A 13,690-nucleotide genomic window follows, 5' to 3' on the forward strand; every position below is an offset into this window, starting at 1 on the left:
CGGGCCGCTGAGTGCCTGGTGGTTCCCCTCCAGGCGAGCCGCTCGCAATGAACGGCAAAGTTGAATTCCGCTATGCGCAGCGGAGTCAATCGAATGCATGCGACGCGCTTTATGTCCTTGCTTCGCGCATGTTGTTGGCCAGTTGCTGCCCACTTTGGGCGACATTGGCGGTCAACGGCGAAATGTCACGGTTCGGTTCAAATAATAATTGATGGGGAAGATAGCTCCGAGCGTGACGATCTGGGCCGCGATGTAGGGCAGCACAGCCAAAAGGCCGTTGAAGAGAACGGCATTCGCCGCCAGCGTGCAGAGCGTCAGTACGGCAAAACGTGGAGCCGCAACGGTGTGCTTCGATTTCGACCTGAATGTCACGCGGTGCTGAAGACTATAGTTGACCAGGACCGAGATTGAGAGCGCCAACGTTGACGCCACCACGGCGTTCATGTCGGCCAGTTCTATGAACAAGGTGAGCAAACACACCTGCAGCAGCGCCGCGCAACCGCCGACAAAAGCGTATCGCAGCACGCGCACCGCAAAAATCGCGCTCAGAACCCCTCCCACAAAAGACAATTGCCGCGTGATGTTGCGCCTGAGGCGAGGTGCTGCGCCGGCATAAGGTTCGCCAGACAGGTGGCCCAGCGGTTGCAGTCGAGAACCCGGCGCTGCCGCCCCGTCGGCCGAGGCACAGTCGCCCAGTTTCGCGACATAAGGGAACCTCCGTCTGCTAAGCATGATGTGCCTCATACAAGGCGCCGAGATCCGTTCGGGAATTGGGGCGCATCAGGAGCTCGTTGAAGTGATTGATCGTTTTCAGCAGGCCCTCCTTCAGGCCGATCCTGGGTGACCATTCGAGCTGTTCTTTTGCTCGCGAGATATCCGGGCGCCGTCTGCAAGGATCGTCCTGGGGCAATGGCCGGTACACGATACGTGACCTGGACCCGGTGAGGTCGATGATCAACTCCGCCAGTTCGCGCATGGAAATTTCGTTGGGGTTGCCGATGTTAATCGGGCCGGTCACATCAAACGGCGAATCCATCAAACGCAGCAAGGCCGCGACGGTGTCGTCGACGTAACAGAAGGATCGCGTCTGCGAGCCGTCCCCGTGCACGGTTATGTCGGCATCGAGCAGTGCCTGGACGATAAAGCTCGAGACAACACGGCCATCGCTCGGATGCGTACGGGGCCCATAGGTATTGAAGATGCGCGCAACTTTGATCGCTGTTTGGTGCTGCCGCCTGTAGTCGAAGAATAGCGCTTCGGCGCAACGTTTGCCTTCATCGTAGCAGGAGCGAGGCCCGATAGGGTTGACGTTGCCCCAGTAGTCCTCGGTCTGCGGGTGAACGGAGGGGTCTCCGTAGACCTCCGACGTGGAGGCCTGAAGAACATTGATCTTCAGCCGCTTGGCAAGGCCGAGCATGTTTATCGCGCCTTGCACGCTTGTTCGCGTGGTCTTCACCGGGTCGAACTGGTAGTGCACCGGAGAAGCCGGGCAGGCAAGATTGAAGATCTTATCCACCTCCACGTAGAGGGGCATCGTCACATCGTGCCTCAAAAGCTCGAAACGCGGATGGGAAAGCAGTTCTTCCACATTCGCGCGCGACCCCGTAAAGAAATTATCGACGCACAGGACGTCTGCTCCGCCTTCGATCAACCGCTCGCAAAGGTGCGACCCGATGAAGCCGCACCCTCCAGTCACCAATACGCGATTTGTAAATTGACGCCCCATTACGCTTACCTCATCTGAAGCGGCTGGCAGCGGGATGGCACTCCAGTTTCCGGCCAGCGACCAGATCCTGACGTCCACATCCGCGCCCCAACGCAAACGCGCTCTAAAACTTCATGCAGCCAGTCACCGGGCCAACCCTCTTTTCGCCAGCTCGGCGGCCGCATGCTCGAACCGGTCGTCCGCCTTCTGCTCTTCTGCCCAGGCGATCAGATCCTCGATGCCGGATTCGAGCTCGACGGTAGGCTTGTAGCCGAGGCAGCGCTGGATTTTGCTTATGTCGGCGTAGCAATGCCGCACATCGCCCTCCCTGAACTTGTTCTCTATCTGGGGAGCAATGTCGCGCCGCATTTTCCGAGCGAGGATGATCGAGACGTCTTTGATCGACGTCGGGCGACCGGTGCCCACATTGAAGACATGGCCATTCGCCTCGTCTTTCGCGAGAGCAAGCGAAATAGCCTGCACTATGTCTTTTACATGCACAAAATCTCGCGTCTGGTTGCCGTCCTCGAAAACCACCGGACGGTTATTGTTCAGCAGACGGGAAGAGAAGATCGCAGCGACCCCGGTATAGGGATTGCCCAACGACTGTCGAGGACCGTAGATGTTGAAGAAGCGCAGCGCCACTGCGGGAATGTCGTAGGCTCTGCCGACGACCAAGCACATTTCCTCCTGATCCCTCTTGGAAATGGCGTAGATCGAGGTCGGCAGGACCGGCTTTGCCTCGTTGGTCGGTATAGGCGTCGCGGTTCGATCACAGATCGGACAGCGCACCTCCCAATCGCCACGCCTCATTTGCTCCGCCTCACGAAGCGTCGGTGTGACATCGCCGCAGTGGCTGCACCGCGCTCCGCCTTCGCCGTAGATCGACATCGACGACGCAACGACCAGCTTCTTTACGCTGTGCTTGCGGGACGCCAGCAGTTCCAGGAGGACTGCGGTTCCAACCGTATTGTGATCGACATAACGATGGATCTCGTACATCGACTGGCCGACCCCCACCTGCGCGGCGAGATGGACAACGGCATCGACGTCCTTCAAGGCAGCGTCGAGTTGGGCAGGGTTGCGAGTGTCACCAAAAATGATCTCGACTCCCTTCATAGGTAATCCGTTGGGCTGCAACAAGGCGCTAAGATTACCCCGGGATCCAGAATGAACTTGGGGTTCGTAATTATCGAAAATTCGTATGTCGTGTCCGGATTTGTGAAGGTTCTCGCATAAAAATGAGCCTACGAACCCTGCGCCTCCTGTGACGAGTATCTTCATGGCATGGTTCCCTATGTTTAAAAAGAAATGTTATATTTAAAATTCGTATTTACCCCGGTAATTCTGCCACACGATTTTTAGTACATCAAATCCATACTGGACTGGTTTCAGATGCGACTTTTCATCCGCGTAGCGTGTGGGTATCGCAATTTCCTTGATCCGTAACTTACGCTTTCCCGCCATCATGATCATTTCACCATCGAAATGGAATGTATCACTGAGGCGAACGAAGGGAATAGTTTCGAGGCACCGGCGGGAATAAAGCATGTAGCCGCTGTGGTATTCGCTCACGCGAAGGCCGTAAGCGAGGTTCTCTATCGTCGTAAGCGCTTTGTTGGCGATATACTTGTACATCGGCATGCCGCCCTTCAGGGCGCCGCCCTCGAGCATGCGCGACCCGATGACGACATCTGCCTCACCCCTTTCCAGCGGCGCGAGCAAACGGGGCAGCAGCTCCGGCGCGTATTGCCCGTCAGCGTGCAGGAGTGCCACGACGTCGGCGCCTTGAGCCAAGGCATGCAAAAAGCCGGTCTTCTGCGCTTGGGCGTAACCCTTGTTCTGAGGATGGTCGATTACTTCCGCATTCGCCCGTGAACGAGCAATTCTGCGCGCGACGTCGCCCGTTCCGTCGGAACTGCCGTCGTTCACGACGACGATGCGGACGTCTTTTTCGTAAATTTCCCTCGGAATTCTCTCAAACACGCTTTCGAGTGTCAGAGCGGCTTGATAAGCGGGGATAACAATAAAAATCTTCTTCTGAAGCATGACGATCCGTACTCCCGTTACATTCTTCTCGGTGCACCAATCCTGTAAGCCAATGTCCAATTCGGCGATGCTTTGACGGCCCCTTCACGGCAAAACCTGCATCTCGGTTGCGCGGGTTGCTGAGCGATAGATCCGCCCGTCAGCAAGAGTTTCCTGCTCGACGAGCGGAACGGAATTAAGAAGGTCGTTCTCGCTGACCAGGTAGTCTCGCCAGTCCACGCCGTAGATGAAGACGACGTAGGCGTCGCCTTCCGCAAGACGGCGACGCATAGCGTCCATCTGCTGCGCAAAGGGCATGCTTGCCTCATCCCGGCCAGACAGGTGATTGAAGCGGCGCGGTATGTACGCCGCGCTGCGTCTCAGGCGGAATTCAATCACGTCCGGTGCGTTGGAATAGATTACGGCAGACGCCGGCAATTTGCTTGCGGATGCGAGTACGGGCGACGTGGACCAGATTTTGTGAGCGTATCCTTGACCCGATTCATAAGTGGCTACGGTGAACACAGTCGTTCGGACGAGGTTTGACGCTCCGATCACAGCTGCGAGGCCGACCAGGACGATCCCAAGTTTGCGGTGGCGCGCAAAATCAGGTCTGCTCGCTCCGAAGGGAGTCATGACGGCGAGTGCGAGAAAAACATAGAGCGGCAGGAGAAACCGTCCGGTGAGGGTCAGTCGATACTGAATCATGACGGACAGAATCAGGAACAGCAGATACAAGATCGAAAAGAGACTGAATACGATGGGGACAAGCGCATGCGGTCGTGCGCGTTGCGTGGAGGATAGGCGCAGCCAAGCGAGCGCGTAGTTTACGGTAATGAAAACGACGACAACGCTGGCGAAGGCAAGAAACAGGAGGCGAATGACCGGCCCGGCCGCGGACGGCAGAAGCATCGTCGACAGGGCGCCCGCCGTCCGGATCCAGTATGCCAGATCAGTGTCGCCCAGGAGTTCAAGCGAACGTCCAGTGGAATCGCCGGATGTCAGCTCACTCGCGATCAGCCATGATCCGAAGACAGCACCGCACGCACCGGTCATCACAGCACAATCGACTAGCCGTCTCGTAAGGCCTCCGCCACCCGCGAGCAGCCTCAAGATTGCAAAAGCCGGAAGAAGCGGAGCAGCAGCAAATCGCGTCAGCATCGCGAGCCCCAAAATCGCCCCCACAAGTGCGACACTTGCGACACGGTTGTCTTGCATCGCCCTGAGAAACACGAGGACGGAGGCGAGGGTCAACGCGATAAACAACGGCTCCGTCATTGCGACCGAGTGAAATTCGACGAAGACCGGATGGCCAACGATCAGGGCCGTGCCCAATGCGGACCAGGTCGGGGTCAGCTGCGCAAGAAGCAACAACCGAAGAATCAACACCGTATTGACGACATAAAGAAACCAGTTGAGCCACCAGGCCGCCGCCACGAGCTCGATCTGAGCGAGTGCCGTGAATTGCAGCAACCAGGTATAGAGCGGAGCGAAATGACGGGCGCCTCCTATGCGCATGTACGCGACGGAGTCAGGCAGAATCCCTATTCCGTGTGACGTCGTTGCAAAGAACAGCAGGGAGACTGCCAACGAGAGGACGACAGCCGCGACGAGTTGCGCCCTCGCATGAACAGGAGCCAGTGCATCGTTGGCGGTTACCGCCGAACCTGGTTGCACGCGCAGTTGTTGTTCTCGCTTCATAAAGCCGCCGCTCCCATTTCTGGTGCGTTCGTTTGGCCTAAACGTGCTGACAGAGGTAGAATTCACCCCACAAAGGACTTTGTTCTTTGCCGCACCGAAAAACCCGGTCAGGCAGAGTAACAGCCGTCGATCGAAATCTTCGCTAAGCCCCCATCATGCGCGTGATATGCCCGCGAACTTAAAAAATACTCGCGCTCCATTGGCCAAGCGCGTAAATCAGTCCTTGAAAGCGATTTTGTACGCAATTACACAGCCGCGGCTATAAAGTGACCGCTCAACAGCTTTGATAATCGCATAGTCGTGCGACAATGTCGACTACCTAATATATCCAACGCTTATCCGCCACCGAGCCTGGCTGGCCGATCGGTATCTGCTTGCGATGCATGTCTTATTTGCCGCGAGACCTAGCCAAAGGGGTCTGAGAATCTGCTGTTCACAGATCGTCTCGCTCGTTGGAACTGTCCTTTTTCGATCCGGCGCCGGTGATCAACCTGCCGTCGCCGCGCGCCTGGAGACGGCCCGGGACCGTTCGCCTTCGTCTCCGGCGCAACGAGCCTCATATATCCAAAGACATATGGCGTGGCCTGAATGAAGAAGATAGTCTCAGACCTCTCTTGAAGCTTTGACATCAAACGTTCAACGAAATGTAATTGATCGCGTGCCACCCAGCCGGCAATTGCCATTGTGATCACGGCGCCAGCCCCTCTTTCATCGACGTGGGCACAACATGCAGACGCGAAGCGTTATCGAGATTGTCGAATCTGAGGGGCGATTGCCTGCAGAATTGATTGTTGCCGGATATTGGGCAAGCCAAGCCGGACTCGTGGCATTTGTTCTCAACGGTGTCACGCCCCAGGCGATCAATTTCGTTCTGGACCCGATCGTGACAACGCTGCCGTTATCAATCCCCGGCGTGCTTTATATTGACATTAGCGACAGGACGCGCGTGCGCGAGGCAGTAATGTGCGCCGAGGAGATTTATGGTGCGTCCAAAATCTTTCGTCATCTGACAGATTGCTATGGCATCGCACCGAGCCTTGTCCTGTCAGTTGCCGTGGCCATTCCGAAGCTGGAAAGTCGCACTCTTGTGTCCGAGCGGGGCTCCCGCGCGCCAAAGATTGCAGAGCCGGAGATTGCCGCCGCCATCCACGCACCGAATCGCCTCGGCTGGCGTGCGACTGACTCGATAAGGCGGTCATGCGAGCTGCTACAGACGTCCGGCAGTACGCTTTAATTCACACATCATCCAATGTTGACGTTATCGTCCTGCGCTCCGTGGCTAGTCGAGTTCAAAGCACTCTTTGTAGTCCTGCCGCAGGGCCGACGGCTGATCCTCTTTCCGTAGAAAGCAGTTGCCGACGACGAGACATTCGATCTCCGTGCCCATGAAGCAGCGGAATGCATCTTCCGGGGTGCACACAATGGGCTCGCCGCGCACGTTGAAGCTGGTATTGACCAGTACGGGACAGCCGGTTCGCTCCTTGAACGCGCTTAGCAATTCCCAGTAGCGTGGGTTCGTGTCGTGATGCACCGTCTGCACCCGGGCAGAATAATCGACATGCGTGACGGCCGGTATCTCGGATCGTGGAACGTTCAGGCGGTCTATGCCGAACAACGCACCCTCGTCAGGACCGAGGGGCAATCTCCGCCGGTCGAGCACATCGCCCACCAGCAGCATATAGGGGCTGTCGGTGTCGATATCGAACCATTCCGCCACGTCCTCGCGCCTCACCGAAGGGGCAAAGGGACGGAAGCTCTCGCGGTATTTGACCTTGAGATTGAGTGTTTTCTGCATTGTCGGCGAGCGCGGATCTCCCAGTATCGACCTTCCGCCCAAGGCCCGAGGCCCGAATTCCATTCGCCCCTGCATCCACCCGACCGCCTTGCCTTGCACCAGGCCTTCGACGGTGTCAGCAATGATCTCACTATCCGACAAGACCTTGTAGACCGCGCCGGCTGCGGCAAGGCGCCGCTCGATCTCGCCCTGGCCGTATGCCGGGCCGAGATAGGCGCCTGCCATACCGTCTCGCCCATTGGCTAGGCGGCCTTTTCCGAGATGTCCATGCCACGCCGCCAGTGCCGCGCCCACGGCGCCGCCCGCGTCGCCAGCCGCCGGCTGGATCCAGATGTCGTCGAAAATGCGGTTCTTCAGCAACTTGCCATTGGCAACGCAGTTCAAGGCGACGCCGCCAGCCAGGCACAGATGGCGCTCGCCTGTTTCCTGCCTGGCAAAGCGGGCGAGCTTCAGAACAACTTCCTCGGTCACCGCCTGTATAGAGGCCGCTAGATCCATCTCCCGCTGGGTCAAGGGCGTTTCGGGTTTTCGCGGTTCCGCGCCGAAAAGCCGGTGGAAGGCCGGTGAGGTCATGGTGAGACCGGTGCAATAATCGAAATACCGCTGATCGACCCGGAACGAGCCGTCGTCTTTGAGGTCGATCAGATTGTCCAGGATCGTCTGGGCAAAGCGGGGGCGGCCGTAAGGCGCCAGGCCCATCACCTTGTACTCGCCGGAGTTCACCTTGAAACCGGTATAGTACGTGAACGCGGAGTAAAGCAGACCAAGAGAATGCGGAAAACGGATTTCCTTTATGATCTCGAGGCTGTTTCCGCGACCGAGGCCGAGCGAGGTCGTACACCACTCTCCCACCCCATCCATCGTCAAAACCGCGGCGCTTGCGAACGGCGACGGGAAGAAGGCGCTCGCCGCATGTGCCAGATGATGCTCGCTGAACAGAAGCGATCCGGACCATTCCTTCGATCCAGCGAGCTTGCCCAAGTGCTTGCGCAACAGGTTCTTCTGAAACAGTTTCTCCTTGATCCAGAGCGGCATCGCCATCCTGAAGGAACGAAACCCGCGAGGACTTGTCGCGAGATAAGTTTCCAGCAATCGCTCGAATTTCAGGAACGGCTTGTCATAAAAGACGACATGATCGACGCCCGCCATGCCGCAGCCGGCCTCCGCCAGGCAATAGGCCAGGGCATTGGCCGGAAAGCTGGCGTCGTGCTTCTTGCGTGTAAATCGTTCCTCCTGAGCGGCCGCCACGATGTGCCCGTTCTCGATCAGGGCCGCCGCACTGTCGTGATAAAACGCCGAAATACCGAGAATACGCATGGACGGACCCGGATCAGAACAGGGTGTAGATGAACGGTGCCACCGCCGTGCCCTGGGTCAAGACCACCAATGCACCGAAAACGCCGAAGATGATGAATATCGGCAAGAGCCAGAACTTCTTGCGGACACCCATATAAGCCCAGAGTTCACGTATCAGTTCCATGTCGCATTTCCCCCATCATGATCCGACGACGGTCTTGCCGCGCCAGAGCCCCGCCTGCGTTCAGAACTGATTGCGCATCGTCGCCGGATCCGGTTCATGCGGTGAACGCTTAATCCAGTAAGTGTCGACGCCTTTGTCAAATGAAGCGGCGAGCGGATCGTAGCCGCGTATCCTCAAGAAAAGCCCGATCGGAATGAAGGCCGCGATATAGATCAGCAGCATCACCGCGGGATTGACGATCTTGAACAGCAACAGGCCAAGCTTGGTCCATAGCCGGTTCGGGATGGCGAGCCAGTCGGGTGCGGCGAACGCCAACAGGACGAGGACACCACCAATAACGGCAATCGCTAAGGAGATCGCTGTCAGCCCACCGCTGATAAGCCATCTTACGAGCACGAAAACGAGAAGAATGCCTCCGACCGTATAGCCGAAGCTGCGGTTGGAAGGTCCCTCCGGGATATGCTCGAGGAAAGCTTCGTGAGACTTGTTCATTGGGCACTTCCTAAGCGGCCAGTGCTAATTTCTAAAATACTATACGGCGCGTATTGCAGTCGCGCCTTGTTTGAAAGGAATAAAGGAGAATGGTATAGAACAAGCGGGGGTCGGGCCAGTCAATATACCATTGGATATAGACGGCAGCCGACGCGTAGTTCCGGCCGAAACGATATAGCAGCTTCAAACAGGCCGTCGATCAGACTTCGGTCTTCTCCCAATTCGGGGAGACTCGATAGGCAGAAGCAGGTATATTCCGCTTACGCAAAAATGCCCCTGTATTAATTTCTATTCTGAATCCATTTGTGTGAGTTCAAGTGCAAAAGATAATACTCTTATCAGCCAAAGCCGTCAGGACAGACAAGTCGAAATCCGCCGCCTGAATGCGGCGGTCGGCAATCGCACCTCTTACTGAACGGTTTGCGAGAGGGGACAAGGCGTCATGATCAAGCGGCATCTCGGGCTTGTGGTATGTGCCCTTCCGGGCCTGTACCTGTTGGCAAGCCCCATCTACGCTCTGCTGAATTACCAACTGTTTGCAGCTGAAGCCCCGCATTTCGTCCGTTACGTGCTGATCCCGGGCCTCCTGGCGATAGCCTTCTTCGCCGTGGGCCTGTTTGCGAAACCGCGCTTTTCCGCACTCGTCGGTATTTGTGGCTCGAGCGTGTTGCTAGCCCTCTTCCTCTTTGAGGCGATGCATACGGTTTCGGTCGTGTCCGTCCGGTTGGGCATGCTCGGCCAACTCAGCGAGGCGCAGGCCGAAACGCTCAAGCGCAACAAGAATGTGGTTCCTGGCTTCACGCTTCGTGGACTGAACCGGCTTTCGGGCACGGACGAACTTTCCGAGGCGCTGCTGTCGGGCTTTCCGTCGACGCAAGTGGTGCTGTGCACGTCCAAAAGCGGCGTCGTCAGCTACACGGCGGATCGGTACGGCTTCAATAATCCCGACGACGTGTATAACCACCGCGTGGACCTGATGCTCCTCGGGGACTCGTTCGTCGAGGGCTTCTGCTTGCCCCCGGGCGAGGACCTTGCGTCGAGGCTGCGGGCGGGGGGCCTCAGCACCGCAAGCATAGGCATCCGCGGAAATGGTCCCCTGATCGAGCTCGCAACACTCGGCCGTTTTGGTGAAATTTTGCGACCCCGTCACGTGATGATGGTCTTCTTCGAAGGCAACGACTGGGAGAATTTGGAGCGCGAACTTGCAGTGCCGTGGCTTCGCACCGCGCTTTCGCCGGATGCGGACTATGGTTTGCAAACGACCGCGCAAGAAACCATGCGTCAGGCTCGAAGCATTTTGGCGGAGCGCCAGAGCGCCGGAGTGACGAGTGTGCAGCTTTTCACGAAAACAGCCTTGTTGCGCAATTTTGTCGCCCTGCAACAAACTCTCACGAGGCTCGGGCTGGTCTATCCCAAGATTACCCCGGATAACCCGGAGTTCAGACGAATATTGCATCGTGCGAAAGCACTTACCGAGAGCTGGGGCGGCTCCTTTACACTGGTCTACGTACCCAGGATAGACCGTTTCATCGGACCTTTTTCATCAGATCGGCCCTTCGACCCGCTGAGGCGGAAGGTTCGCGATGCTGCCGCGGCCGAGGGCATCGAGGTAATTGATATTCATGAAGCCATTCGCGCCCAAGCCGAGCCTATTCTCATGTATGCTCCCGATGCCCATTTTAATCCCGCCGGGGCCAAATTTGCCGCGAACGAGATTCTCCGCCGCGTGGAGGCGATGGCGCAAGGCAACCGGGAAACCGTAGAGAAGAAGTGAGCTGAAGATCGCGCGGAGCATTCGAGCGTCAGCTGCTCGCCCGGTGGCGCCGCCGCCACGATGTCAGCTGGAGCCAAGCTGCAGCCGTTGCGAAATATTGGCGAGCTCCACGCGTGTCGTGATGTTGAGCTTGCCGTAGACACTATGAAGGTGGAGCTTGACGGTGCCGGGGGCTATCCCAAGCCGGGCGGCTATTTCGCGGCTGCGCAAACCTGCGGCTGCAAGGCGGGACACCTCGAGTTCGCGGGGTGTCAACTTCTGCATGATCGAGCGACGTTCGGCCTCGCGTTCCCGGATGCGATCAATCGCGGCACCCAAACCCTGATCCGCGACATAGGTGCGGCCCGCGATGACGGCGCGAATGCACTCGACAAGCGCACCCGGCGCCTGCTCCTTGAGAACGATGCCGCTCACACCATTTCGCATCGCTTCGGCAAGTTCTTCATCGCTGATATCAGCGGTAAGAATGACGCAAGCCAGCTCCGGCCGGTCGCGGCGAAGGTGACGAACAAGGTCCAGCCCGTCCATTTCCGGCATGCGCAGATCGATGACGACGAGATCGACTGGCTTGGTCGAGACAGCCTCGATCGCATCTGCGGCAGTTCTGCATGTCGCAACCACCTGCAAACCGGGTTCGGCGTCGATCAAACGGCGCAACCCGTCCAGAACTATCAAGTGATCATCGACGACTACGATGCGCGAACTCATGGATGAGCCGGGATCTTGATGGTTATCCTCGTCCATTGCTCCACCTTGTCGATCGAGAGTTCTCCACCCCATGTCGCAACGCGTTCACGCAGGCTTCGTGGACCGACCTTGCTGCTCTCCAGTTCGGCGTGCTCAAGGCGCCGGTCAAAGCCGAAGCCCGTTCCGTCGTCGTCCACAGTCAAGATCACCGTTCCAGCATCGAGGCAAAGCCGGGCCTTGAGCGTTCGCGCATTCCCGTGACGTGCGGCGTTGGCGCACGCCTCCGCGATCATGCGCGCCAGCTCGTCGATCACTGCTGCCGGCAACTGAAGGTCTTCAGGTTCCAGAGAAAAGCGAAAGTCTATCGACCATTGCTGCCGCAGACGTTCAGCCAGGGCTTCCAATCGAGGCGCGAGCTGGCGGTCCCCGGCGTGGTCATCACGAGATCCCGGTTCGAGCGCGCGAATGAGCGCACGAAGATCTCTCTGTTCTTCGAAAAGCATCGCTTGGATAGCCATCAGACGCCTGTCGATCTCGTCAAGATCGGGCTTTGACGAGCGCAGGGCTTGAAGCTGCAGGGCCGTGCCGGCCAGCGTCTGCAGCACTCCATCGTGAATATCGCGCCCAATTTTTATGCGCTCCTCAAGCGCGGCGGCATCGCTGAGACGGCGCAGCAATATCGCCTGTTCGAAGAGTGTCTTCAACCGGTCCGCGACGATTTCGGCCATGGCGACGTCGTCGAGGGTCTGGGCCGGCGGATCGAGGAGAAAAAGGCGAGCCTCGACATCGCTCACCTCGAATTGCACCGAGATCGCGGAAATGATCGAGAATTCGGCGACGAGAGCCGGAGAAATTGGCGATCCGCCTCCGCACCAGCGATCGAAACGTCCCCCGCCGCGATGGATGAGGGCTCGGGAGCGCTTTGCGTCGATGATCAGAAGACTTGCCCCCTGCAGCACCTCGGGCGTCCATGGCAGATAGGCGGATGGCGACAAATGCCTGGCCTCGAATGTGCCATTCTGCCATATCGCGAGGTTGGTCCAGGGTTCGTCACCATCGCTCCAGATCAGCAGCGCGCGTGGCACACGCATCACCTGCGCCGCATAGTCCAATGCCGCCTGGGCCGGCCAATCGCGCCCGTCGGACGCGGAGGGCGTCCGTTCGACCAGTCGCAACAACTCAGAGCGCACCGCCTCCTGATGCGTCCCGAGCCACGTGAGAAGAAGGGTTGCCATCAGCAGGAAGAGAACGAACGACAGCGCGACTGCGGCATCCACGTCCGACCTGAACAACCAGGCGGTATTCGAAAGCGCGAGGTATGCCAGGATCGGAACGCCAACGAGACCGGTCCATAGGGCGCCGCGCCAGAGCCAATTTAACGTCGCTGTCAGTTGGACAAAGGGCATGAGCATGAAGACCGGGCCGGACACGCGACCTTCAAGAAACGCCAAGGCAATCAACGTGGCGACATCGATAACATGCCGTATGAGGGTGCCGCGGACCTGATGAACCTGTGCTTTCCAAACGAAATGGGCGGCAACGATGGCGTAGACGAGATAAGCGACCAGCAGCCAGAAGACGAAGTCCGAGCGGACGGGCCGGATCGTGGCATCCAGCCATGTAAGCCAGAGGCTGCCAATCGCCAGGACAATACGAGCAATGGCGATCACGCCGTCCGAGCGGGCCCTGAATGTATTCATCCACGTCTGGCGACCGGTCGCCGTGGCCAGTCCGCCTTGGGACGCTTCTGTAGAGATCGCGGCCGCCCAGCGCTTCACCGCCACCGTCCATTCCTTCAGCGTTACAAACCACTGGCGGGGACTGAACGCCCCCTGCAGGAAGGTACGCGACACTCTCATTTCGGCTCCTGTGCCGATAAAATTGCCACTTTACAGAACTGCGCCGCAGATCTCCTGGACGTTTTGTGCAGTCGCAGGGCAGAACACACGGAATTATGTCGAATTACATCACGAAGAGCTAGGTTCGTTCGAGATTTCTAGTTCCGTGCCGGCCTCGCGGACAAGGCGC

The 13,690-nt window shown here is 58.1% G+C and carries 12 protein-coding genes; 2 read left to right on the plus strand and 10 right to left on the minus strand.

Annotation, left to right across the window (positions count from 1 at the left end; genetic code table 11):
- Window positions 1–171: 171 nt before the first annotated feature.
- The 5 genes from QN224_RS11130 to QN224_RS11150 all read right to left on the minus strand — a co-directional run bounded on the left by QN224_RS11130 (window position 172) and on the right by QN224_RS11150 (window position 5,434).
- On the minus strand, window positions 172–744 hold the full coding sequence (locus QN224_RS11130) for a GtrA family protein (protein ID WP_283976697.1): 573 nt from the start codon (window positions 742–744) through the stop codon (window positions 172–174).
- On the minus strand, window positions 725–1,726 hold the full coding sequence (locus QN224_RS11135) for a UDP-glucuronic acid decarboxylase family protein (RefSeq protein WP_173512505.1): 1,002 nt from the start codon (window positions 1,724–1,726) through the stop codon (window positions 725–727). The genes QN224_RS11130 and QN224_RS11135 overlap by 20 nt, the downstream gene beginning before the upstream one ends.
- Window positions 1,727–1,849: 123 nt before the next feature.
- A complete protein-coding gene (locus QN224_RS11140) occupies window positions 1,850–2,989 on the minus strand; it encodes an NAD-dependent epimerase/dehydratase family protein (protein ID WP_283976698.1) in 1,140 nt (379 codons plus the stop codon).
- A gap of 36 nt (window positions 2,990–3,025) precedes the next feature.
- Window positions 3,026–3,754 (minus strand): glycosyltransferase family 2 protein, encoded by a 729-nt coding sequence (locus QN224_RS11145; RefSeq protein ID WP_173512234.1) that lies wholly within the window; start codon window positions 3,752–3,754, stop codon window positions 3,026–3,028.
- An 84-nt stretch (window positions 3,755–3,838) separates the two neighbouring features.
- Window positions 3,839–5,434, minus strand: a complete 1,596-nt coding sequence (locus QN224_RS11150; RefSeq protein ID WP_283976699.1) for a glycosyltransferase family 39 protein — start codon at window positions 5,432–5,434, stop codon at window positions 3,839–3,841.
- 727 nt (window positions 5,435–6,161) lie between these two features.
- Here QN224_RS11150 and QN224_RS11155 point away from each other — a divergent pair.
- Window positions 6,162–6,668 (plus strand): hypothetical protein, encoded by a 507-nt coding sequence (locus QN224_RS11155; protein WP_283976700.1) that lies wholly within the window; start codon window positions 6,162–6,164, stop codon window positions 6,666–6,668.
- Window positions 6,669–6,713: 45 nt separating this feature from the next.
- Here QN224_RS11155 and QN224_RS11160 read toward each other — a convergent pair whose 3' ends face one another.
- From QN224_RS11160 to QN224_RS11170, 3 genes are read right to left on the minus strand one after another with little or no spacing between them, the layout of a single operon-like run.
- The gene (locus tag QN224_RS11160; RefSeq protein ID WP_283976701.1) at window positions 6,714–8,546 is read right to left on the minus strand and encodes a carbamoyltransferase; all 1,833 of its coding nucleotides are present in this window, start codon (window positions 8,544–8,546) and stop codon (window positions 6,714–6,716) included.
- 13 nt (window positions 8,547–8,559) lie between these two features.
- Window positions 8,560–8,709: a DUF5989 family protein gene (locus QN224_RS11165; RefSeq protein ID WP_173512238.1), complete on the minus strand. Its 150-nt coding sequence runs from the start codon at window positions 8,707–8,709 to the stop codon at window positions 8,560–8,562.
- Window positions 8,710–8,769: 60 nt separating this feature from the next.
- Window positions 8,770–9,201: a hypothetical protein gene (locus tag QN224_RS11170; protein ID WP_283976702.1), complete on the minus strand. Its 432-nt coding sequence runs from the start codon at window positions 9,199–9,201 to the stop codon at window positions 8,770–8,772.
- A gap of 442 nt (window positions 9,202–9,643) precedes the next feature.
- Here QN224_RS11170 and QN224_RS11175 point away from each other — a divergent pair, with 442 nt between their 5' ends.
- Window positions 9,644–10,975 carry a GDSL-type esterase/lipase family protein gene (locus QN224_RS11175; protein ID WP_283976703.1) on the plus strand — a complete coding sequence of 444 codons (1,332 nt, stop codon included), beginning with the start codon at window positions 9,644–9,646 and terminating at the stop codon, window positions 10,973–10,975.
- A gap of 63 nt (window positions 10,976–11,038) precedes the next feature.
- Here the strand turns inward: QN224_RS11175 and QN224_RS11180 are convergent, their stop codons facing one another.
- Together QN224_RS11180 and QN224_RS11185 are read right to left on the minus strand one after the other, a co-directional pair.
- Complete coding sequence (locus QN224_RS11180) at window positions 11,039–11,719, minus strand: response regulator transcription factor (RefSeq protein ID WP_336621105.1); 681 nt, start codon at window positions 11,717–11,719, stop codon at window positions 11,039–11,041.
- The gene (locus tag QN224_RS11185; RefSeq protein WP_283976705.1) at window positions 11,680–13,521 is read right to left on the minus strand and encodes a sensor histidine kinase; all 1,842 of its coding nucleotides are present in this window, start codon (window positions 13,519–13,521) and stop codon (window positions 11,680–11,682) included. Before QN224_RS11185 ends, QN224_RS11180 begins: the two co-directional genes overlap by 40 nt.
- Window positions 13,522–13,690: the final 169 nt, after the last annotated feature.

This window comes from Sinorhizobium sp. 7-81 (genome assembly GCF_030124405.1).
GTDB classification, from domain to species: domain Bacteria; phylum Pseudomonadota; class Alphaproteobacteria; order Rhizobiales; family Rhizobiaceae; genus Sinorhizobium; species Sinorhizobium psoraleae.

Bases quoted from the DNA above. Each gene is read 5' to 3' on its own strand.
- QN224_RS11130 (WP_283976697.1), bottom strand. From the start codon at position 744: ATGAGGCACATCATGCTTAGCAGACGGAGGTTCCCTTATGTCGCGAAA.
- QN224_RS11135 (WP_173512505.1), bottom strand. From the start codon at position 1,726: ATGGGGCGTCAATTTACAAATCGCGTATTGGTGACTGGAGGGTGCGGC.
- QN224_RS11140 (WP_283976698.1), bottom strand. From the start codon at position 2,989: ATGAAGATACTCGTCACAGGAGGCGCAGGGTTCGTAGGCTCATTTTTA.
- QN224_RS11145 (WP_173512234.1), bottom strand. From the start codon at position 3,754: ATGCTTCAGAAGAAGATTTTTATTGTTATCCCCGCTTATCAAGCCGCT.
- QN224_RS11150 (WP_283976699.1), bottom strand. From the start codon at position 5,434: ATGAAGCGAGAACAACAACTGCGCGTGCAACCAGGTTCGGCGGTAACC.
- QN224_RS11155 (WP_283976700.1), top strand. From the start codon at position 6,162: ATGCAGACGCGAAGCGTTATCGAGATTGTCGAATCTGAGGGGCGATTG.
- QN224_RS11160 (WP_283976701.1), bottom strand. From the start codon at position 8,546: ATGCGTATTCTCGGTATTTCGGCGTTTTATCACGACAGTGCGGCGGCC.
- QN224_RS11165 (WP_173512238.1), bottom strand. From the start codon at position 8,709: ATGGAACTGATACGTGAACTCTGGGCTTATATGGGTGTCCGCAAGAAG.
- QN224_RS11170 (WP_283976702.1), bottom strand. From the start codon at position 9,201: ATGAACAAGTCTCACGAAGCTTTCCTCGAGCATATCCCGGAGGGACCT.
- QN224_RS11175 (WP_283976703.1), top strand. From the start codon at position 9,644: ATGATCAAGCGGCATCTCGGGCTTGTGGTATGTGCCCTTCCGGGCCTG.
- QN224_RS11180 (WP_336621105.1), bottom strand. From the start codon at position 11,719: ATGGACGAGGATAACCATCAAGATCCCGGCTCATCCATGAGTTCGCGC.
- QN224_RS11185 (WP_283976705.1), bottom strand. From the start codon at position 13,521: ATGAGAGTGTCGCGTACCTTCCTGCAGGGGGCGTTCAGTCCCCGCCAG.